Origin of the sequence: Bacillus sp. 22446 (assembly GCF_052044955.1) — a bacterium.
GTDB lineage: Bacteria > Bacillota > Bacilli > Bacillales > Bacillaceae > Bacillus > Bacillus altitudinis.
Window position 1 is genome coordinate 16,637 of the sequence record NZ_JBQEOD010000002.1, and the last position, 20,179, is coordinate 36,815.

The following is a 20,179-nucleotide window of genomic DNA, read 5'->3' on the forward strand; positions in this document are numbered from 1 at the left end:
GCATGAGATTAAAAAATAAGATCCAGCTTTATACATCGTTGTCCTTGTTTTTAATGGTGCTGCTGTTTCATACAGCGATTTACTTTATTTTTTCGATGACCTTGACGCAAAAAGATATGTCCAGACTGTCGGAAGTAGCTGAAAATATTGCGATTGCACTAAAGAAGTCAGAAGAAGAGGGCCTTCCATCTTCAGAGCTTCTGAAAGCGTATCTGCCTCAAAATGGTATGATCCGTGTCGTCACAGAGAAAGGTGAATCAAAGCTGACCGTCACGAAGGAATCTACGTTCAGCTCACTTCCTTTTACATACGAATCTGGTCAGACAGCAGAAATTCAAGAATACAATAAGCATATGATTGCGTTCGCGGCTATCCCTGTCATTTGGACAAATGGGGACATTGTGTCGCTGCAAGTATATGAAGAAATTGAAAATACAGAAGAGAACTTGGCGTTATTAAAAATGATTTTAATCACTACTGGCGTTTTGTTTATTGTGCTTTCTTATTTTGCAGGCCACATTTTAACGAAACAAATTGTCCGCCCAATTAGTCGAATGACCAATACGATGAAAGCAAGTATGAGAGAAAAGGCATTTAAACGAATTGAATTAACAGGCGATTCAAAGGATGAACTGTATCAAATGGGTCACACCTTTAATGAAATGGCCGAAATTCTCGAGAAACATTATGAGAAAGAGCAGCAATTTTTACACGATGCTTCTCATGAATTGAAAACACCCATTACCGTCATCATGAGCTACAGCAATTTACTAAAACGCTGGGGGCAAAGCCGGCCAGAGGTCGTAGAAGAATCCTCTCAAGCCATTCATGATGAGGCAAAAAAAATGAAAAGGCTGACAGATCAACTACTCACACTGGCGAAAAATGGGCAGCCGCTTTACTTGGACATGAAGCCGGTTGATCTTGGTCAATTGTGCAGCCAAGTCGGCCATACACTTGAAGTGGCAACCAATCGAACCATCCTTACTCATATACAAACAGATCAGCCTGTGATTGCTGAAGGGGACGAAGAGAAGATCAAACAGCTTTTGACCATCTTGATTGATAATGCGGTTAAATATAGTGCAGAGGCAGTTGATGTGAACTGCGGACGAGCAGGAGAGAAACCGTTTATTTCGGTTGTTGACAAAGGAATTGGCATAAAAGAAGAGGATCTGCCGAAAATCTTTGACCGCTTTTTCCGTGTGGATGAAGCGAGAAACAGTGAGACGGGCGGAACTGGACTTGGTCTGTCAATTGCGAAGCAAATTGCTGAAGAGCATGGGGCTGAGCTAAAGGTAGACAGTCGTATCGGTGAAGGAACCGTGATGACCATTCTTTTTCAGAAATAAGTAGGTCTTTTCTCATCAATTTCTCATTTCCTCCTTATAAAATAGGAAATAGGAAGGGGGCGCTGCATGTCTAAAAAAATGAAAATGCTGCTTACGCTCGCAGGATGTCTTTTCATTCTTGCGGCCTTTGCAATGCTCATGATTCAAACCATTGACCAAAAAATATTAAGCGAAGCAGACATTAAAAAAATCATCGCAAAAGACTACAATGGAAACATCACAAATATTGATTTGATCAATCATAAACAGGACTATACATTGACGCTTGAAAATTCAAATGGCATCTATCAAATCATTGCATCTTCCTCAAGCGGTCAAATGAAAGAGATGAAACAGTTAAAGAGCTATCAAAAAACAAATGAGAAAAATGCCGAACTCCAAGCAGAAGAGGTGGCAGTGAAAAAAGTGAAGGGTACCGTGATTCAAAAGAAAGAAAAATCGGATCGCTTTATCTTTACGATTCAATCAAAAAAAGAACTGTATCAAGTGGATGTTGAGAAAGACACGTTCAAGGTGATTGAAGCAGAAAAGAAAAAGCCAACCTCTAAAGAAAAGAAGCTCACAAAAATAACGGTAGAAGAAGCCATTCAGATTGCCGTAAAAGAAGTGGGCGGCACAGTGGATGATGCAGATCTTGAAACTTTTAGCGGAATGCTCGTGTTTGAGGTAGAGCTCGATTTGCCGGATGGAAGAGAGGCAGAGGTGTTAGTGAATGCCTATACAGGAGATATTGAAGGCATTACGTACGAAAACTAATCATTTTCTCATGATTTTCTCATGTTCCTTTCCTTCCTTTATCATCTTGTTTTTTTAAGATAAAGGAGAAATCAAACAGAGGAGGAATGAAATATGATAAAAAAAGTGCTAGTCGCTACAGCATTCACAGGAGCCCTTGTCGCAGGTGGTTTCACCCTTCAAGCGCAAAATACAAATCAAACGGCAAATGCCGAACAAGTGGTGCAAAAGAAATCTTCATTTGTCTCAAAGAAACAGGCTGAAAAAGCAGCATTAAAAGTTGTGAAAGGCTATGTAGATGATGTAGATCTTGAGCGTAAAAAAGGAAAATGGGTATATGAGGTCGAGATAAAAAAAGGCGGCTTTGAATATAAAGTATATGTCGATGCCAAAACAGGCAAAGCGCTCAATGATCCAGTCAAAGAAAAGAAACAAAATGTAAAAATCACCAAAAAACAGGCTGAACAAATTGCCCTTGCAAAAGTAAAAGGAACAGTCACAGATTCAGAATTAGATAAAGAAAATGGTGTGTACTTGTATGAAATCGAAATTACGACACCAAGCGGCGAAGAAGTTGATTTTGAGATTTCCGCTAAAACAGGCAAAATCCTCAAGCAAGAATGGGACGATTAAGGTATAAATGAACCTTTGAGCGTGATAGAAAACCTTTGCAGCCCTAGGAAGGACGAGTACTGGCGCGGGGCGAAATTGACATTCGTGAGCACCAGCACGCACACGCTGAACCTTACACTTTTATGTGTAAGGTTTTTTCATTGGGACAAACTACTGGAAAGGAGGCGAGAGAATATGATGAAGAAAAAAGAAGAAGAACAGACGATGGATCGTGCGGAATATGTTCCCCATCCTGATGGAGAAGGATATGCTTTGTTTTTGCATGATTCCTTTCATCTCCTCTCCCAAGAGGATATGAATCAGCCAGAAGAGGAATAGAAGACATGAAAGGGCGATGGTCAACTTGTCTATCGCTCTTTTTTTTGAAAAGAAAGCGAATACATCAGGAAACTTGGCATCTTGCTTATTGACATCATTGCGCTTTTTCTGTAATCTCAGTGTGTCAACAATATGAGACTTCGTTAGGTGAGGCTCCTGTATGGAGATACGCTGCTGCCCAAAAATGTCCAAAGACGCCAATGGGTCAACAGGAATCATCGACATAAGGTGATTTTTAATGCAGCTGGATGAATCCTATGCCATACAGTGCTAAAGCTCTACGATTGAAGGAGCAAGTGTTTATTTGTCATGCTTACAAAGCGCCTTCATTCGGTTGAAGGTGCTTTTTTATGAGAAAAGGAGGTGTGGGGATGGATCATCCCGATTCGAGACACATAGAGAGTATCTCAAAAGATCAGATTGACGCATCAGATAGAGGAGATCCTGACCCCCGCACAATCTAAGGGATTCGGGTATCTCCTGATTTTGGGGAGGTAACAGCGATGATACAGAACATTACGTACGATGAACTCATTTTACGCATCATTATTTTACTAAGAGATGGAAAACGTAAAGAATTTAAAAACATTATGGAAGAACTTCAGCCTTATGATATGGCCTACTTATTCAAGGAGCTTCCAGAAAAACACCGCGGCCGCTTTCTCAGCTTTTTAACAGTCGATGACGTGACGGAAATGATGGGTGAACTGGAGCGGGAATATCAAGAGATTGTTCTTGAAAAAGTAGGGAAAGACAAAGCCACCTTCGTCACAAACAAAATGGATAACGATGATCTAGCCAACTTGTTTGATGAGATGGAGGATGAGCTGAAGGATCAGCTTTTATCTAACATGGAAGCAGAGGAATCCAAGGCCGTCCAGCTTCTCATGAATTACCCTGCTGAGACAGCAGGCCGGATCATGACCAATCGGTACGTTTGGATTCCGCAGCATTATACGGTTCAGGATGCCGTGGTGAAGCTGAAAAGCTTTGCTGAAATTGCCGAATCGATCAACTACTTATATGTCATAAATGATCAAAAACAGCTTGTAGGGGTACTCTCATACAGGGATCTTATTTTAGGTGAACCGGATGAAAAAGTGCAGGATCTTATGTTTACAAGAGTCATTGCCGTTGGTGCCTTTCAAGACCAGGAAGAAATCGCGAAGCTCATTGAGCGATATGATTTCCTTGCCATCCCTGTTGTAGAAGAGAACAATGTCTTAGTCGGAATTGTGACAGTCGATGATATCATTGATGTTGTGATTCAAGAGGCAGGAGAAGACTATGAAAAGTTTGCTGCCTCTGGTAAAGATATCACGTTCGACACACCGGCATTTGTGGCGGCATACCGCCGTCTTCCATGGCTCATTTTGCTTCTATTCATTGGGCTGATTTCAGGCAGTATCTTAAATTATTTTGAAGATACCCTGCAGCAAGTCGTTGCTTTAGCATTCTTCATGCCGATGATTGCAGGTATGACAGGGAATACAGGGACACAGTCTCTAGCGGTTGTCATTAGAGGATTGTCAAAAGAAGAATTAACGAAAAAAACCATTATGCGCTTGATTTTCAGAGAGCTGAGAACAAGTATTTATATTGGGATTGTTTGTTCAATCATTATTACGGTCGTTGCCATGGTATGGCAGGGCAATATGATTTTAGGTTTTGTTGTTGGTTCCTCGCTTCTTGCAACACTGATTATTGGGACAATGGCAGGTACGGTCGTGCCGATTATTTTACACAGATTAAACGTCGACCCAGCCATTGCATCTGGACCGCTGATCACAACATTGAATGATATTTTATCCTTACTCATCTATTTTGGAATTGCAACAGCATTTCTTCATACACTGATGTAGTCAAAAGACTGTAAAATGTAACGTTTTACAGTCTTTTTTGAATAAAGATTGCATATAGCGCTTCCATCCTTTACATTTTAAGGAGAAGGTGGGAGAAAAAATGAAGAAGTTTTTATTCATTTTCATGTGCATTGTTTTGCTAAGTGCATGTTCAAGAGAAGACGAGGGGAAAGACAGAAGACTGGTAGCATCAGAGCATATGCTAGAAGCGATAACTGAAGGAAATAAACGAAAAATGGACAATGTCTATGTCGAAGGCGCAGTCCCAAGCCCAAATGACATTCTTAAATCGAAAAAGGAATGGGGAATTGAGACGCTTTCTTATGAAGATTTTCAATTGGAAGAAGCCAGCATCCATGTCTTTCATGCAAATTATAAAGATGTAAACACTGGAGAAAAAAAGGCGCTTGCTTTTCGGGTGAAAGAAGATCCTGAAAAAGGCGGCGTACGAATTGACTTTGTAGGGGTTGTTGAAGGAACTGACGCTTCATCTAAATAAAAAGTATCGTTCATATGCTTGGCATAAGTTGAGATAATGTAAAAGGATAGAAGAGCTGAAAGAATGTCGCTCTATCTATCCTCTTTTTTGTATCACACATGATCTTATTAATGAAAACAATGATCTGTCTCAGATCACATATTCGTAATGCCTATTAACTCCATAAATTGTGACAGGGCACTGGTCATGTACGAATCACGTCGCCTGATCAACACAGTGGGCACGATTCGATGTGGTTCTGGTAATGGATGACAGGTAAATTTACCTTCCTCCCGAGATTCAACCATAGATTTTGGTAATATAGTCACTCCCAGCCCGCTTTCAACACATTTAAGGACGCCCTCTAACGTACCATATTCCATGACCTTCATAGGAGGATAGCCGTTGTTCTCTAGCCACTTTTGCCATCGTCCTAAATAAATACAATGGGCGAATGACGAGAGCAACGGCTCATGTAAAATAGATTCTACCTGGAATTGCTCCGTGGAGTAGCTTGTAATGAGAACGAGGGATTCTTCCAATACAGGATACTCGATGATTTCTGGATGAAGAATTGGCCCATCTACTAACGCGCTGTCTACTTTGTAGTTGAGGATAGCGCTAACTTGGTCGACTGTAGGTGCCATATACAAGCTCAATTCTACTTGTGGAAATTTTTTGTGATATTCTGTGAAAATGCTGGGCAATCTTGTAGATGCGGTGGACTCTATTGATCCAATGTGTAAAGATCCCCGCGGAGTAGAGGAAAGCTTTACTGCTTCTATCGCTTCTTCGTAATCGTATAGTAATTTATTTACATAGGGCAGCAGTTCACGTCCTGCAGGCGTTAAAGATATTTTCTTATGATATCGATAGAGAAGAGGTACACCTAACTCTTGTTCAAGACGTTGGATTCTTGCGGTGACATTGGACTGCACATAATTTAATTTTTGAGCAGCTTTTGTGATGCTTTGTTCAATGGCAACTGCTTTAAATACTTCCAAAGATTTAATATCCAAACTAACTCTCCTTTTTTGCATCACAAATTGTGATGATCTATATGCTATTTTTTGATTTTACGTGATCCAAAGAAGTATGTAAACTAAATGATAGAAGAGGTTGATGCTCATTGCGGCGTCCCTTTTATCTGATCGAGAGGAGAAAATGAGAATTTTTTAGCTGTGGCAACTAAAACAGACGTTTCCATTTAATAAGGAGGGGAATCGATTGATTTCAAAGGTAAATATCGAAGAAAAATTTTCGCAAATAAATGATTATTGGAATCCTAGAATAGGTGGAGAGTTGAACGACTCATACATGAAAATGGTAAAAATTAAGGGTGAATTCATTTGGCATCACCATGATGATGAGGATGAAATGTTCTTTGTGTGGAAAGGCAATCTAGTCATCCGTTTTAGGGATAGGGAAATAACGCTTAATGAAGGAGAATTTCTTGTGATTCCAAAAGGAGTTGAACATCAATTGCTGAAGAAGAAGTTCACTTGCTCTTAATTGAACCCAAAACGACGCTAAACACGGGGAATGTGCTCAATGAACGAACTGTTTCAATTCCTGAACAAATTTGAAAAACTAAATCGTTAAAGATCAAGTATCTTAGGTGATAAATAGTTGAATGGTTGTTTTAGCTAATAACGAGGCTGCAATTGCTGCCTCGTTTTGTTGCTTCAATGATTCAGATGAGTTGTAATGCATTTCCTTTCGCTACCTGAAATAGACTCTTCAGCAAGAATCGGTCTTTGGGTCAGTTCGTGCTTTCATCGTTTCATATTCAGGTCGATCAGATGCTAAGTCTATTTTGCCAAGTAAGCGATTTTTATTTAGTTCATCGATTTTTGTACCGGAAGTGTGCATTAATTTGACCTTCCAGCATTTTTTTCTTATATTGTCCGCTTTTTAATGCCTGTTCTTTTTTCTTCATGTCTTTTAAAATTTCCGCTGTCTGCACACCATCTTCCCGTTTATTGGCGATATCCATTAAACGTTCTACATCAGAAAAAGAGTATTTCCGTGTGCCTCTTGTTGAGCGCTGGGGGTAGATGAGTTTCCGTTCCTCATAATATCGGATTTGCCTGACGGAAAGCCCTGTTAATTCACTGACAATCCCGATTGAAATGACTTTTTTATCTTTATAAGATACATCTTCCTGCGTCATATCCTCACCCCTGCAAGTCTTTTCTTCATATTATATCGAAAAGTCAGTAAAAAAACCTAACGTTTGTTAGATAATATAACACAAAAATGAAAAAAGTGAAAAATAATGGAAGGAAAATTAACATATAACGTGCAAATCATGTCACGTGAACATATGATAATAAAAAGAAAAAATGAGGAGGAGGCGCACTTGATGGAGAAAACACAGATCATCCGTATGGCAAAAGAAATCATCGCATTAGATGTGAAGAGGGATGAACTGCTGGAGCAGTTCATGCAGGCTGCGGGTCAGAATGCACATGCTCTTCTTAGAGCCGTACAAAATGATTTGTATAAAAAGTCCTCATAAGCACCCGATCCATATCCATTGATAGGAGGGGAGATGTCGTGCGGCTAAAAGAAGCTTTAGCGAAAGAAAGACATTATTATACGAAGCAGCTTTGCTCACTTGGGGTGTATAGCCCTGATATGACCAAGAACATGACAATTAGTGACTTAAAAAAAGAGTATCATTTCTTTTTCAACAAAACAGACCGCTATCTTTAACATCCCTATCATGTGCACTGTCACATGAAGGGTTCTTTTTTTGCGTGTTTAATATTATAGCAATATTGAATTTTGTAGAAATTTGACGAATCAAATGTAAGAAAATATAGAGCCTTTACAGATTATGTTAAAATTTGTCGTAACTTGATGGTTTGCTGGAAAAGCTTTTTTTCGAGATGATTGTGAAAAATAAGAAGGATTTTAAAAGTTTATATCGAAATCTTATACATAACACGAATGGAGTCACTTATGTGGTTGAAAGGGTTTTCAAAAACGTACTTCTATTTTTTACGAAAGGCTCCAACTGCACCGCAAGAAAGCCTTGAAGTTAAAAAAATATTATAAGAGGTAGATATGTGATGAGACTATCGTTTAATGAAGAAGAAGTAGAACGTTCAATGACGCTTTACAAAGTTTTTGCAAGAGCATTTAAAAGCGTTTCCGAACACAGTATTAGAGACAGCAAGGAGCATGGATTCAATCCAACTGAATTTGCCGTTCTCGAATTACTGTATACGAGAGGTGCTCAAAAACTTCAGCAAATCGGCTCAAGACTCCTGCTTGTCAGCGGGAATGTTACGTACGTAATTGACAAGTTAGAACGAAATGGTTTCATTGAAAGAGAACAGGACCCAAAGGATAAACGGTCAGTTTATGCCCATTTAACGGATAAAGGGCGCAGTTATCTAGATAAAATTTATCCAATCCATTCTCTTCGAATTGCGCGGGCGTTTTCTGGTCTTTCGCGTGAAGAACAGGAGCAATTAATTAGTCTGCTGAAAAAAGCAGGTATTCACAGTCAGCATTTGTTATTTAGATAAAACGAAAAGGTGCCATGGTTGGCACCTTTTTTATGTATCCAGCTGATGAGCAGGATAGGCGATAAATTTTTCAATATCACTAGCTGGAAGTGGCTTGGCATAATAAAAGCCTTGTAGATCGTCACAGCCCTGCGCAGATAAAAGTTGCGCTTGTGCAAAAGTTTCAACACCTTCAGCAATGACTTCTAGAGATAGCTGGTGCCCCATTGCAATAATAGCCCCTGTGATTTGCTCAGACTTTGAATCGCTCAAAATATCCTCGATAAATGATTTATCAATTTTCAGGCGGTGAATCGGCAAATCCTTCAAATAGCTTAAAGAGCTGTGGCCTGTACCAAAATCATCAATACTAATACGGACGCCAAGTTGTTTTAGAGATGTCAGTACTTGTTTTGACTGCTTGATGTTGTCCATTGTCATGCTTTCTGTCACTTCAAGCTCAAGAAGTGATGGTTGAAGGTCGTATTTTTTTAGCGTTAGTTTGATCAAATCAATTAAGTCTTCAGAGTTAAACTGCTTAGCAGATAAATTGACCGCTACAGGGATTTTCAATTGCTTGTCATACCACAATTTTGCCTGCTTACATGCTGTGTCAATGACCCACCTTCCAATATCGATAATCAGGCCCGATTCTTCAGCAAGTTCAATGAAAGCCTCTGGTGATTTTAGAGAACCGTCTGGTGCTTTCATTCTTAAAAGGGCTTCAACACCTGTCATCTGTCTTGTTTTGGCGCTGATTTGCGGCTGATAATGAAGCACAAACTGCTTTCTTTGAATGGCATCTCGTAGCTCCAGTTCGCGATTGAGTCTGTCCTCACTCAATCTTTCCATAGATTCAGTAAAGAATTCATAGCGGCTTTGTTTATGTTTCTTTGATAAATACATGGCCATATCTGCTTTTCTCATCAATTCCATACCATTCTTACCGTTTTGCGGAGAGATGGCGATTCCAATACTAATGGATGTAATGAGCTGATGGTTTTGAATGAAAAAAGGACGTTCAAATTGGCGAATGATGTTTTTCAAAAGCTGTTCAATTTTATGTGTGTTATGCTCCATGTGAGGAAAGATCATTAAAAATTCATCCCCGCCAATTCTTGCAATAAAGCCATTGTCAGGCAAACATTTGGTTAGTCTGTTTGCGGCCGCTTTCAACAGCAGATCGCCTATGTTATGACCAAGGGCATCATTAATAATTTTAAACCGGTTTAAATCAAGAAAAAGAACTGCCGTTGACGTTTTTGTCTCTTCTTGAGCGGATAAAACATCATTTAAATGATTAATTCCGTGACGACGGTTCGGAAGTTCAGTTAATGCATCATAATGTGCCATCACATGAATTTCTTTTTCAGCAATCTTCTGCTGGGTTAAATCCTTTAAAACGAGATAAATGCTGTCAAGTGTATGGTTGACGTGTACGGGTATGTATGTAACATGATAATAATAAAAACGATCTGCTGCTTTCAGTTCTGCTTCACGCGTAATTGCTTTTTTTGATTGATAAATAAAGTCTTCCCACATCTCAGTCGGCATGACGTATTGACTCACATCATCACCAATCCAGGAATTGCACATTTTCAAAATGTGTTTGCCTGGGTCATTCGCCGATATCACTTTTCGATCAACAGATAACACGATAATACCATCTATATTATGTTTGATCAGTGATTGGAACCGCTGTTCATTTTCTTTTAGCTGATCTGATTGTGACATAATCCGTTGATCAATATAGGCGCCGAAAATCATGAGTGATTGGACGATAAGTGTCATCAGGCCGATGAAAATGGACAGGCTAAATGGTGACATTTCAAGAGAACCACCCGCAGCGACCTGACCATCTGAATGAAAAAACATCGTCGAAGACGCCATGCCAGTGTAATGCATGCCCGCAATAGCACCGCCCATCATCAGCGCACCCGCTATTTTTAACAGCTGATCCTCCCGCCTTTTCTCAGAGCGATGGAGCCGGAAAAAAAGGTGTAATGAAAAGAATGAAGCGAGCGCACCAATAAAAAACGAAAGAAAAAAGAGAACAGGATCATAGCTGATGGTGACATTCGCCATTGATTCCAATCCGAGGTAGTGCATGCTGCAAATAGCTGAGCCCATCGTGATCGAACTAATCAAAAGTCGTCTTGTAGAAAGTTGCTGCTGAATACATATTGAAAAAGCAATGAAAGAACCGATAAAAGAGGCCAAAATCGATAAAATGAGTAAGGGTGTTTCATATGTGATACCAGAGCGTAGATGAAACGCCATCATGCCAATAAAATGCATTGACCATATTCCCATCCCCATGATCATCGCACCAATGATCAACCATACTCTTTTCTTTGCGCCGCTCGACTGGATCACCCGGCTGGCTAATTGAAGAGCTGAGTAGGAGGCGACAGCGGCGACAGCGACTGACAGAAAGACAAGCCATCCGTTGTAGCTTCCTGTTAAATGTGTCATGTAAGAAAACCTCCTGTATCTAAAAACAGACATATACTTAATATATCGGATCAAGTGGCGCCTGTGTTCACTTTTCCTTTACTTAAAAAGGGCATTCAGCATTTTTTTTGACCATTTTTTATAGTAAAATCAAATTTAATGTAAAAAAACGAAGAAAAGTGAATCATTTTTGGTTTTTTATTCGTTTAATAGGTGGCACGGTACGATTTGCAAGCATAGCCTGTCAAACTGATTATGTGTGAAAGGGATTGATAAACATCGAAGATTTTATTATTTCATTAGCTGATGCCTTTAAGAATTTGTCGTACTTCGGCATCTTTCTTGCATTATGCATTGAATTTGTTCCTGCTGAAGTGGTGTTGCCTCTTGCAGGTTACTGGGTTTCAAAAGGGGACATGGCCTTCATTGGTGTTGTGGCTGCCGGTTCTATTGGCGGTGTGGCAGGCCCCTTGACCTTGTACTGGTTAGGGCGTTACGGAGGCAGACCCTTTTTAAATAAATATGGGAAGTATTTCTTTGTGAAACCTGAGTCACTTGATAAATCGGATGCTTTTTTTGAAAAACATGGCGGATTTGTTGCGTTTAGTGGCCGGTTTATTCCAGGGGTCAGAACCCTTATTTCCATTCCGTGTGGGATTGCGAAGATGAATGTGTGGGTTTTTTGCCTGTATACGTTTTTGGCGATTACGCCAATTACATTTGTATATGTGTATCTAGGATTTGTCCTTGGGGAGAACTGGCAAGAGGTTGGAACCATTTTAGAACCATATGTATTGCCGATTGGAATTGGTATGCTCTTATTGTTTGTTCTCTACGTGTGGCTGAAACGAAGAAAAAGAAAAACAGAAACACCAACGGCTTAATCAATGGGTGGAGATAAAAAGTCACCTGTTGACAATCCGGGGTCTGTTGATTATGATATAAGTAATCTAAATATTCTTAATCCCACCAAAGGGGAGTAGCGTCCGGTTTTTACCGGAAACAAAGTCGTCATTACATGGAACCTCATTCCATCGGCTTTGTTGGCATGATTTACATATCACATGTCTAGCAAGACCTTTGCCATTACAGGCAAAGGTCTTTTTTGCATTCATAAGCCTTTGTCTGTTGTGGGACAATAGATAAAAAATAAGGAGGAATGATGATGGATGCAGCAATTATTTTAGAGTACGGGTGGGTTCTTCTCGTATTGATTGGATTAGAAGGGATTTTAGCAGCTGATAATGCGCTGGTTATGGCTGTGATGGTCAAACACCTTCCTGAAAAACAGAGAAAAAAGGCATTGTTTTACGGACTTGCGGGAGCATTTGTCATGCGATTTGGTTCTCTTTTTCTTATTTCGTTTTTAGTAGATGTGTGGCAAGTTCAAGCCATTGGCGCAATTTATCTTCTATATATTTCGATTCACCATATTTTAAAATCGCACGTATTTAAGAAAAAGGAAGCAGACACAAACATGAAACAAAGCGGCTTTTGGGCAACCGTCGTGAAAGTTGAGCTTGCTGACATTGCATTTGCAGTAGATTCTATTTTAGCAGCTGTTGCATTAGCTGTGACTCTGCCAGCAACAAACCTTCCACAAATTGGCGGGCTTGATGGCGGTCAATTTATTGTCATTCTATTGGGCGGTATCATTGGTCTAGTGATCATGAGGTTTGCGGCGACTGTATTTGTGAAACTGCTTAAAACGAGACCAAGCCTAGAAACAGCAGCATTTGTCATTGTCGGATGGGTTGGCGTGAAGCTGACGCTCTATACACTTTCTCATCCAGCCATTGGGATCGTGTCCTCTCATTTCATTCATTCAACATTATGGAAAGTCATTTTCTGGACGGTTCTTCTCGCAATTGCAGCATTTGGTTGGTTTTTATCAAGTCCATCAAGAAAAGGCGGCCAGCAAAACGAGGAAAAACAAGAGATGCGGCTGGAAGAGTAGGTTTTTTGAAAGAAATATCATTTCATTTTCATAACACGTATATTACAAAAAAGGGGGGGATACCCCCTTATTTCTTTGCTTTTAAACGAAACGTTGTAAAGTAGATAAAGAAATACATGTCACAATTGAGTAACAGGAAATGAATTCCTCATTTCTTCCTTTGCGCTTCCCTCATAAATTAGCTATCATAAATGAGTAATATAGGGAGAACTGAGGTGAAACCATTGCTTAGCCTTTTGTTTAAAAAGGGAAAGAAAAAGCAAACATTAGAGCAGTCGGCAATCAACATCCAACAGGGTGATACCGAGCTGCAAAATGCATTAATCGAGCAATACAAACCATTTGTCGCTAAGACGGTTTCATCCGTTTGTAAACGATATATAGATGAAAAAGATGATGAATTCAGCGTAGGCTTAATTGCCTTTAATGAAGCGATAGAAAAATACTCTGCCGAAAAAGGCAACTCACTCCTTGCATTTGCGGAGTTAATTATTAAAAGAAAAGTAATCGACTATATTCGAAAAGAAGCAAGAAACGCGCCAACGGTTCAAATGGACCTTCAAGAAAGTGAGAATGGCGAGTACTCGCAAAGCATGATTGAAGCAGAGCTTTCTGCAAATGAATATAGGCGTTTAATTGAACAAGAACATAGAAGAGAAGAGATTGAACATTTTAAAGAACGATTGAAAGTATATGGTCTTACGTTTCAAGAACTGCTTGAGCATTCACCAAAGCATGCGGATGCGAGACAAAATGCCATTAAAGTGGCCCATACACTCGTTAAGCACGATGAACTGAGAACCATTTTATTTCAGAAAAAACAATTGCCAGTCAAACAGCTGGAAAAGCTAGTGGAAGTCAGCCGCAAAACGATTGAGAGAAATAGAAAATATATTATTGCGATGGCGATCATTATGACAGGTGATTATGTGTATTTGAAAGATTACCTTAAAGGGGTGCTTAATTCATGAGAAGAGGCATTATAGTAGAGAAAAACAAAAAATATGTCACACTGCTGACCCCTGATGGACAATTTCTGCGGACAAAGTATGAACAGCAAGACTATGAAATCGGTCAAGAAGTGACGTTTCCGAATGAATCACGTCTCGAAAGAAAAAGAGCCGGTTTTTTTGACCTGCTTCGTTTACGTCCGTTAAATGCAGGAATTCTATCAATTGCAGCAATTATTGTCGTGATCTTCACTATGATGCCATCTTTCTCAAGTCAAAAAGCATATGCATATATGACGATTGACATTAACCCAAGTTTTGAGCTGAAACTCGATCACAATTATCAAGTGATCGGTGTCACTCCGCTGAATAAAGATGCGAAGCAAGTACTGGCCAGTATGAAAGATTTAGAAAAAAACGACATGACCAAAGTCGTGCAGGAAATCATCGATGATTGTGATAAAAAAGGATACGTGAACCACTCTAAAAGCATTTATATTTCAACTGTTTATGAAAACAAGCAGGATCATACATACAAAACAAACGTAAAAAGTAAAATCAGCACCATCTCGGGGGAATATCAAAAGCGCAATTATAAGCTGGAAACTGTGGAAGGTGACCTGGAAACAAGAGAAAAGGCACAAAAAGCAGGCATTTCAACAGGAACTTATATTAGAAATCAAGAAATGCAAGACAACGAACAAGAGGACGTTAAAAAAGAAGATGAAGATCCAGCAGATGACGAGGCTGTCAAAGAAGAAGAGCCGAAAAATGCTGATGAAGATCAAAAAGACGAAGACAAAAAAGAAGATATAAAGACAGACGTTAGCGATGAGATGCAGCCGGATAAAGAGGCTCCAGAAGGCGAGGACAAAGAGCAGAAGGAAGTTGAGAGGGAAGAGCAAGGAGCTGTTCAAAAGCCTCACCAAACAAGCCCTAATCATGAAAATAAAGAGAAAAAGGGAAAAGAAGAAAAGGACCGCCCTTTTGAAAAAGACAAAGAGCAAAAAAAAAATCACTCGACTGATCCTGATGAAAAAAGACATCCAAATGGCACATCACGTGGTGATGCTGAAAAGCATGTAAAAAAAAACGACAGTGGTCAGAATCGTCCGTACGTCGAACGTAACAGAAATGACGTCAAACAAAAAGGGAAAAATACACCGCCTTCATACCGTGAAAACCGGGATGAGCCTACATATGAACAGTAAAAAAACGCCAGAATAGATCCGGCGTATTTCACCATGTCTTTATTTAGTTGAATGGCCCATTTGAGATTGCGCCTGCTGTACGAGTCTTTTTGTAATCTCGCCGCCAACAGAACCGTTTGAACGTGCGACTGTATCTGAACCGAGAGTCACGCCAAATTCTTGAGCGATCTCGTATTTAAATTGATCTAATGCTTGTTCTACTCCAGGAACAAGAAGTTGATTTCGATTTGCCATCACAGATTCCTCCTTTCACCTCATGTTTGTTGCGCCTTCTTATTTTGAAAAAAACAGCCTGCAATTATGCTGGCAATTGCTGCACAAAAAAGCCGAGGTGATGAAGGTCACCTCGGGCTCTGTTTTAAGCCTTTTTCAGCTGAAGCGTATTCAACATCATTTCTTGCGCTGTGCTTTGCAAGTGAGAAGTGAAAACGGAGAAAACGGTAGAACTGATAATGCCTTTAATCAAGTGCCATTGCGGCTTCGTCAATTCTGTAAACTCTTCGTGGAGCTTGTCCGTCTGTTCTTCTGTCATTTCTCTTAAATTCGTTTCCTTTAATGGAAAATGTGTATGGTGATAAATAAAATCAAGGACGTGCGCATATGCTTCATAAAAACGGATGGGGCTGATAATATCATCCGTTCGATCTGTGATCGTATTAAATAAGGCAGATAAGATCATACGAATAGAATCAAAATCAAATACTGATTTTAAATCCCGGACAATTAATAAAATAACGACCTGATCAATGGAGTACTTCTTGCCAAGCTCTGGATGGCCGATCATATCTTTAATATCGCGCTTGATCCAGTTTTGAATGGCTGTCGATTTAAGAGAAGTCAGCTCACACAAGTTGCCAAGCTCAACGATTTCGTTCGTTGAAAGCCCGTGCTCTGATTTTTGCTTCCGCCGTTCGAGTTTTTCAAAAAACGAAGGGATTTTTAATTCATCATATTCATGTTCCTTATCGCTTTTTACAGATAAATTCAAAAGCTGAAGCGGAGTCAGATCTCCCTCGCCTTTTAGAGAATACAGAAGTCTCGTCATGTCAATTCTCGTTAATTTAAAAGTCACCATGTTCCACCTCATTTGTACGTCAAAAACGTGATTATTGATCTAATTCAACATCATAATCTCTTTTTAATGAAAATGCAAAATAAACTAAAATAGGGCAGCTGCGTCACAATTTGTTCACTTTTTAGCGGATGCAAGTAGCGTAATCATTGAAATGACGAGGTTTGAGCCAGTATGATAAACATAGAAAACGATTCCTTTTTCCTTGCAATTTGAGACGTTTATTTTTATAATTTTATTAATAAGTTCAAATGAACTTAATATGACAGCGGAGGTTATGTATGGGTAAAAGAATATTTCTGTTTATATTAACGAACATTCTTGTTATCACTACGATTGGTATTGTCCTATCGGTTATTAGTGCAGCAACTGGTGTTGGTTCTTATATAGGAGCAGACGGAAGACTTAATATCCTTTATCTTCTTGTATTCAGTGCAGTTGTTGGTTTTGTAGGCTCGTTTATGTCACTAGCGATGTCTCGCTGGATGGCAAAAATGATGATGGGTGTGCGTGTGTTAAATCCAGAAAAGGATTCTTTAACATATGATGAGCAGCAGCTTGTTGACCGCGTTCACAGACTATCAAGAGCAGCAGGCCTTTCTAAAATGCCTGAGGTCGGTATTTACCAATCATCTGAAGTAAATGCTTTTGCGACAGGTCCTTCTAAGAGTAGATCGCTTGTTGCCGTATCAACTGGATTGCTTCATGAAATGGATGATGCAGCAGTTGAAGGGGTTATCGCTCACGAAGTCGCTCACGTAGCGAACGGTGACATGGTTACAATGACGTTACTTCAAGGAATCGTCAACACGTTTGTTGTCTTCCTTTCAAGAATTGCGGCATGGATCGCAAGTCGTTTCGTTCCACGTGAAGAGCTTGTCCCAGTTGTTCACTTTATCGCTGTGATCGTCTTCCAAATTATTTTCTCTATCTTAGGAAGCCTTGTCGTATTTGCTTACTCTAGACATCGTGAATTCCATGCAGACCGCGGCGGTGCGGACCTTGCAGGAAAAGATAAAATGATTCATGCGCTTCGTTCACTAGAGGCGTATACATCAAGAATTAAAGATGATGATCAAGCAGCTGTTGCTACACTGAAAATCAGTGGTAAAAGAAAAGCTTCTCTTTTCTCAACACACCCTGATTTAAACGAAAGAATTAGAAGACTAGAAGCAAAATAAGAAAGATCAAAAGACATTCTGCGTAAGGATGTCTTTTTCTTTTTGATGAAAAAGTAAATAAAGCACAAAATACCTTTAAAATCTTCTCTCTTTTCATTAAAATGATAAAGTATTCGAAAAGAAAGATAAAAGAAGGAATAACCATGAATCCAATGAAAAAACTAATTGACCGGCTGTCGGCTTTTCAGCTGATTGCCCTTTACTATTTTCTTGCTGTGACCGTGTCGTTCATTCTACTCAGTCTGCCAGTGGCTCACCAAGAAGGAGTCAAATGGACATTTATTGATGCGCTGTTTACAGCTGTGAGTGCTGTCAGTGTCACGGGTCTGACTGTTGTCGATACGTCACAAACATTTAGTGTGACCGGGATGTGGATCCTTGCATTTGTTTTGCAAATCGGTGGTATCGGCATTATGACGCTTGGTACATTCGTCTGGCTGGTTATGCGAAAAAGGATCGGCATTAAAGAAAGAAAATTAATTATGGCAGACCAAAACCAGAGCAACTTATCAGGAATTGTAAAACTCATGAAGCAGGTCTTATATTTAATCTTACTGATTGAGTTTGTAGGCGGTCTGATTTTAAGTATGTATTTTCTAAAGTATTACGATGTGCAAGGTGCTTTTTTACACGGATTTTTCTCTAGTATCAGTGCCACAACCAATGGAGGATTTGATATTACTGGAAATTCGTTAATTCCTTATAAAGATGACTATTTCGTCCAATTTATTACGATGCTGCTCATCATTTTTGGCGCTATTGGCTTTCCGGTACTTGTCGAAGTAAAGGATTATTTATTCAATCAAGACCGAAAACATGCATCGTTTTCATTGTTTACGAAAATTACAACGATCACGTTTGGTCTCCTTGTTGTCGTTGGGGCAATTGGGATTTATGCACTTGAAGCCCGGTTTACTTTTCTAGGGAAGAGCTGGCATGAAATCTTGTTTTATTCTTTGTTTCAATCAACAGCTACCAGAAGTGGCGGGCTTTCGACATTAGATATTACGCAATTGACAGAGCCGACACTGTTATTTTTATGTTTGCTGATGTTTATCGGGGCATCTCCAAGCTCGGTAGGGGGCGGAATTCGGACAACCACGTTTGCCCTTAATTTACTTGCTTTGTTTCACTTTGCGAGAGGAAATAAGTCCATTAAAATCTTTAAAAGAGAGCTTCATCAAGCGGATATTAATAAATCCCTCATGGTGACGATGATGGCCTTTATTTTAGTGTTTGGTGCTACGTTTCTGTTAACTTTATCAGACCATCATACACTTCTTGAAACTTTATTTGAAGTTTGTTCTGCCTTTGGAACAACGGGACTGTCGCTCGGAATTACGTCTGACTTGTCGGTATTTGGTAAGTGTATTATTATGGTGGTCATGTTTATAGGACGGATTGGAATTCCAAGCTTCTTGTATTTAATTGGCCGCCGGGAAAGTGAAGCGAATTATCATTATCCGAAAGAGCGTGTGATCATCGGCTAACCAGCATTCCTACTGAATGCTGGTTTTTTTATTTCCATTATATAACTGGCTAAATCACAAGGGATGTTCGCAATCTATAGGTAAGAGGTGAAAGAGACGTGCTGGATGTGTTATGGAAAGCAATTGTAATGCTACTCGTTGGTACCTTGCTGCTGAGAATAGCAGGACCTAAATCCATTAGTCAATTAACGGTTCAACAGACAGTCATCATGATTTCAATTGGATCGATTATTATCCAACCCTTCATTGAGCATAATTTACTTGAAACCATTTATGCAGCGACCATCTTTATTGTGGCACTTGTGGTGATGGAAAAGCTGTCAATTCGGTTTGATTTCTTTGAAAAATTGGTTTCAGGGAAGTCTGTGGTGATTTTAGAGGATGGAGAAATGCTTGATCACAAGCTGAAAAAAACGCGTCTGACAAGGGACGAATTCAAAATGCGCTTAAAGCAGCAGGGCATCACAGACATCAGCAGTCTCAAAAAAGCAACGCTAGAAGCGAATGGGCAAATTGGATATGAGTTAAAGCCTGAGGAAAAACCAGTGACAGTCAAACAAATGAAAGAGCTGTTTGATCAATTGAGCGAAGAACTAAACATGTTAAAAAGGAATGATGACAAATGAAAAGAAAAGCAGCAAAAAATGAAGCACTCACGAATAATATGACGCCTACAGAAAGCATGGCACACGATCAAGGACAAACACAATTTGACGAGCAATCAGAAGACCGCCAAGCGAACCGAAATTCTCATCAAGGTAAACAGGGGGGAGCATCTCGTGACTAAAAAACATGTGAAAAGTAAAGATATGAAAGACCATAAAAAACCGATGAACCCCGATATGTTAGAAGAGGAATTTGGCAGCGAGCTAGGAGATATAAACAGCAGTAAATGGATTGATACTTTAATGAAGCCTAAAAAAAACGATGAATGTCACACTGAACAGAAAAACAAAAAATAAATAGAA

At 39.6% G+C, this 20,179-nt stretch carries 23 protein-coding genes, 1 pseudogene and 2 riboswitches; of the genes and pseudogenes, 19 read left to right on the forward strand and 5 right to left on the reverse strand.

The window, feature by feature from the left end; all coding sequences use genetic code 11:
• Positions 1–2: 2 nt before the first annotated feature.
• From ACTJJD_RS04330 to ACTJJD_RS04355, 6 genes are all read left to right on the forward strand, one after another.
• A complete protein-coding gene (locus ACTJJD_RS04330; protein WP_284565016.1) occupies positions 3–1,352 on the forward strand; it encodes an ATP-binding protein in 1,350 nt (449 codons plus the stop codon).
• A 66-nt stretch (positions 1,353–1,418) separates the two neighbouring features.
• Positions 1,419–2,108: a PepSY domain-containing protein gene (locus ACTJJD_RS04335; RefSeq protein WP_284565017.1), complete on the forward strand. Its 690-nt coding sequence runs from the start codon at positions 1,419–1,421 to the stop codon at positions 2,106–2,108.
• A gap of 93 nt (positions 2,109–2,201) precedes the next feature.
• On the forward strand, positions 2,202–2,720 hold the full coding sequence (locus ACTJJD_RS04340) for a PepSY domain-containing protein (RefSeq protein ID WP_008346169.1): 519 nt from the start codon (positions 2,202–2,204) through the stop codon (positions 2,718–2,720).
• Positions 2,721–2,894: 174 nt separating this feature from the next.
• Positions 2,895–3,038, forward strand: a complete 144-nt coding sequence (locus ACTJJD_RS04345) for a hypothetical protein (RefSeq protein WP_008346168.1) — start codon at positions 2,895–2,897, stop codon at positions 3,036–3,038.
• A gap of 132 nt (positions 3,039–3,170) precedes the next feature.
• A riboswitch (M-box (ykoK) riboswitch) is annotated at positions 3,171–3,334 on the forward strand.
• A 207-nt stretch (positions 3,335–3,541) separates the two neighbouring features.
• Positions 3,542–4,900 (forward strand): magnesium transporter, encoded by a 1,359-nt coding sequence (gene mgtE, locus ACTJJD_RS04350; RefSeq protein ID WP_007498785.1) that lies wholly within the window; start codon positions 3,542–3,544, stop codon positions 4,898–4,900.
• Positions 4,901–5,000: 100 nt separating this feature from the next.
• Entirely contained in the window at positions 5,001–5,399 is a 399-nt protein-coding gene (locus ACTJJD_RS04355; RefSeq protein WP_024719633.1) for a hypothetical protein, read from the forward strand.
• A 134-nt stretch (positions 5,400–5,533) separates the two neighbouring features.
• Here the strand turns inward: ACTJJD_RS04355 and ACTJJD_RS04360 are convergent, their stop codons facing one another.
• On the reverse strand, positions 5,534–6,397 hold the full coding sequence (locus tag ACTJJD_RS04360; protein WP_284565018.1) for a LysR family transcriptional regulator: 864 nt from the start codon (positions 6,395–6,397) through the stop codon (positions 5,534–5,536).
• 208 nt (positions 6,398–6,605) lie between these two features.
• Here ACTJJD_RS04360 and ACTJJD_RS04365 point away from each other — a divergent pair.
• A pseudogene (locus tag ACTJJD_RS04365) lies at positions 6,606–6,964 on the forward strand (cupin domain-containing protein).
• A 257-nt stretch (positions 6,965–7,221) separates the two neighbouring features.
• Here the strand turns inward: ACTJJD_RS04365 and ACTJJD_RS04370 are convergent.
• Positions 7,222–7,551 carry a MerR family transcriptional regulator gene (locus ACTJJD_RS04370; RefSeq protein WP_007498778.1) on the reverse strand — a complete coding sequence of 110 codons (330 nt, stop codon included), beginning with the start codon at positions 7,549–7,551 and terminating at the stop codon, positions 7,222–7,224.
• A 192-nt stretch (positions 7,552–7,743) separates the two neighbouring features.
• On the opposite strand from ACTJJD_RS04370, the gene ACTJJD_RS04375 reads away from it, so the two are divergent.
• The 3 genes from ACTJJD_RS04375 (at position 7,744) to ACTJJD_RS04385 (ending at position 8,917) form a co-directional block, all read left to right on the forward strand.
• Entirely contained in the window at positions 7,744–7,899 is a 156-nt protein-coding gene (locus ACTJJD_RS04375) for a hypothetical protein (protein ID WP_008346151.1), read from the forward strand.
• Positions 7,900–7,937: 38 nt separating this feature from the next.
• Positions 7,938–8,096: a hypothetical protein gene (locus ACTJJD_RS04380; RefSeq protein WP_035700511.1), complete on the forward strand. Its 159-nt coding sequence runs from the start codon at positions 7,938–7,940 to the stop codon at positions 8,094–8,096.
• Between the two features lie 356 nt (positions 8,097–8,452).
• Complete coding sequence (locus ACTJJD_RS04385) at positions 8,453–8,917, forward strand: MarR family winged helix-turn-helix transcriptional regulator (protein WP_088004396.1); 465 nt, start codon at positions 8,453–8,455, stop codon at positions 8,915–8,917.
• Between the two features lie 30 nt (positions 8,918–8,947).
• On the opposite strand, the gene ACTJJD_RS04390 is transcribed toward ACTJJD_RS04385, so the two are convergent.
• A complete protein-coding gene (locus ACTJJD_RS04390; RefSeq protein WP_178897132.1) occupies positions 8,948–11,371 on the reverse strand; it encodes an EAL domain-containing protein in 2,424 nt (807 codons plus the stop codon).
• Positions 11,372–11,619: 248 nt separating this feature from the next.
• Between ACTJJD_RS04390 and ACTJJD_RS04395 the strand changes: the two genes are divergently transcribed.
• The 4 genes from ACTJJD_RS04395 (at position 11,620) to ACTJJD_RS04410 (ending at position 15,468) form a co-directional block, all read left to right on the forward strand.
• Complete coding sequence (locus ACTJJD_RS04395; RefSeq protein ID WP_007498772.1) at positions 11,620–12,234, forward strand: DedA family protein; 615 nt, start codon at positions 11,620–11,622, stop codon at positions 12,232–12,234.
• Positions 12,235–12,312: 78 nt separating this feature from the next.
• Positions 12,313–12,483, forward strand: a riboswitch (yybP-ykoY riboswitch).
• 32 nt (positions 12,484–12,515) lie between these two features.
• Complete coding sequence (locus ACTJJD_RS04400; protein WP_046527615.1) at positions 12,516–13,307, forward strand: TerC family protein; 792 nt, start codon at positions 12,516–12,518, stop codon at positions 13,305–13,307.
• A gap of 215 nt (positions 13,308–13,522) precedes the next feature.
• Positions 13,523–14,278 carry an RNA polymerase sigma factor SigI gene (gene sigI, locus ACTJJD_RS04405; RefSeq protein ID WP_008346139.1) on the forward strand — a complete coding sequence of 252 codons (756 nt, stop codon included), beginning with the start codon at positions 13,523–13,525 and terminating at the stop codon, positions 14,276–14,278.
• Positions 14,275–15,468, forward strand: a complete 1,194-nt coding sequence (locus ACTJJD_RS04410) for an anti-sigma factor domain-containing protein (RefSeq protein ID WP_019743081.1) — start codon at positions 14,275–14,277, stop codon at positions 15,466–15,468. The genes sigI and ACTJJD_RS04410 overlap by 4 nt, the downstream gene beginning before the upstream one ends.
• 39 nt (positions 15,469–15,507) lie before the next feature.
• Here the strand turns inward: ACTJJD_RS04410 and ACTJJD_RS04415 are convergent, their stop codons facing one another.
• Positions 15,508–15,702, reverse strand: coding sequence for an alpha/beta-type small acid-soluble spore protein (locus ACTJJD_RS04415; RefSeq protein ID WP_019743080.1), 195 nt, complete (start codon positions 15,700–15,702; stop codon positions 15,508–15,510).
• Positions 15,703–15,826: 124 nt separating this feature from the next.
• Positions 15,827–16,543, reverse strand: coding sequence for a DUF1836 domain-containing protein (locus tag ACTJJD_RS04420; RefSeq protein ID WP_025207237.1), 717 nt, complete (start codon positions 16,541–16,543; stop codon positions 15,827–15,829).
• A gap of 278 nt (positions 16,544–16,821) precedes the next feature.
• Here ACTJJD_RS04420 and htpX point away from each other — a divergent pair, with 278 nt between their 5' ends.
• From htpX to ACTJJD_RS04445, 5 genes are all read left to right on the forward strand, one after another.
• Positions 16,822–17,721: a protease HtpX gene (gene htpX, locus ACTJJD_RS04425; RefSeq protein WP_282833562.1), complete on the forward strand. Its 900-nt coding sequence runs from the start codon at positions 16,822–16,824 to the stop codon at positions 17,719–17,721.
• A 143-nt stretch (positions 17,722–17,864) separates the two neighbouring features.
• Positions 17,865–19,211, forward strand: coding sequence for a TrkH family potassium uptake protein (locus tag ACTJJD_RS04430; RefSeq protein ID WP_007498761.1), 1,347 nt, complete (start codon positions 17,865–17,867; stop codon positions 19,209–19,211).
• 98 nt (positions 19,212–19,309) lie between these two features.
• A complete protein-coding gene (locus ACTJJD_RS04435; RefSeq protein ID WP_045034960.1) occupies positions 19,310–19,837 on the forward strand; it encodes a DUF421 domain-containing protein in 528 nt (175 codons plus the stop codon).
• Positions 19,834–19,998, forward strand: a complete 165-nt coding sequence (locus tag ACTJJD_RS04440) for a hypothetical protein (RefSeq protein ID WP_017367114.1) — start codon at positions 19,834–19,836, stop codon at positions 19,996–19,998. Before ACTJJD_RS04435 ends, ACTJJD_RS04440 begins: the two co-directional genes overlap by 4 nt.
• Positions 19,991–20,173: a hypothetical protein gene (locus ACTJJD_RS04445; RefSeq protein ID WP_281215391.1), complete on the forward strand. Its 183-nt coding sequence runs from the start codon at positions 19,991–19,993 to the stop codon at positions 20,171–20,173. Before ACTJJD_RS04440 ends, ACTJJD_RS04445 begins: the two co-directional genes overlap by 8 nt.
• Positions 20,174–20,179 lie beyond the last annotated feature (6 nt).

Excerpts from the sequence above, each read along its gene's own strand:
- ACTJJD_RS04330 (WP_284565016.1), top strand. The coding sequence starts at position 3 with ATGAGATTAAAAAATAAGATCCAGCTTTATACATCGTTGTCCTTGTTT.
- ACTJJD_RS04335 (WP_284565017.1), top strand. The coding sequence starts at position 1,419 with ATGTCTAAAAAAATGAAAATGCTGCTTACGCTCGCAGGATGTCTTTTC.
- ACTJJD_RS04340 (WP_008346169.1), top strand. The coding sequence starts at position 2,202 with ATGATAAAAAAAGTGCTAGTCGCTACAGCATTCACAGGAGCCCTTGTC.
- ACTJJD_RS04345 (WP_008346168.1), top strand. The coding sequence starts at position 2,895 with ATGATGAAGAAAAAAGAAGAAGAACAGACGATGGATCGTGCGGAATAT.
- mgtE (WP_007498785.1), top strand. The coding sequence starts at position 3,542 with ATGATACAGAACATTACGTACGATGAACTCATTTTACGCATCATTATT.
- ACTJJD_RS04355 (WP_024719633.1), top strand. The coding sequence starts at position 5,001 with ATGAAGAAGTTTTTATTCATTTTCATGTGCATTGTTTTGCTAAGTGCA.
- ACTJJD_RS04370 (WP_007498778.1), bottom strand. The coding sequence starts at position 7,551 with ATGACGCAGGAAGATGTATCTTATAAAGATAAAAAAGTCATTTCAATC.
- ACTJJD_RS04375 (WP_008346151.1), top strand. The coding sequence starts at position 7,744 with ATGGAGAAAACACAGATCATCCGTATGGCAAAAGAAATCATCGCATTA.
- ACTJJD_RS04390 (WP_178897132.1), bottom strand. The coding sequence starts at position 11,371 with ATGACACATTTAACAGGAAGCTACAACGGATGGCTTGTCTTTCTGTCA.
- ACTJJD_RS04400 (WP_046527615.1), top strand. The coding sequence starts at position 12,516 with ATGGATGCAGCAATTATTTTAGAGTACGGGTGGGTTCTTCTCGTATTG.
- ACTJJD_RS04410 (WP_019743081.1), top strand. The coding sequence starts at position 14,275 with ATGAGAAGAGGCATTATAGTAGAGAAAAACAAAAAATATGTCACACTG.
- ACTJJD_RS04415 (WP_019743080.1), bottom strand. The coding sequence starts at position 15,702 with ATGGCAAATCGAAATCAACTTCTTGTTCCTGGAGTAGAACAAGCATTA.
- ACTJJD_RS04420 (WP_025207237.1), bottom strand. The coding sequence starts at position 16,543 with ATGGTGACTTTTAAATTAACGAGAATTGACATGACGAGACTTCTGTAT.
- htpX (WP_282833562.1), top strand. The coding sequence starts at position 16,822 with ATGGGTAAAAGAATATTTCTGTTTATATTAACGAACATTCTTGTTATC.
- ACTJJD_RS04430 (WP_007498761.1), top strand. The coding sequence starts at position 17,865 with ATGAATCCAATGAAAAAACTAATTGACCGGCTGTCGGCTTTTCAGCTG.
- ACTJJD_RS04440 (WP_017367114.1), top strand. The coding sequence starts at position 19,834 with ATGAAAAGAAAAGCAGCAAAAAATGAAGCACTCACGAATAATATGACG.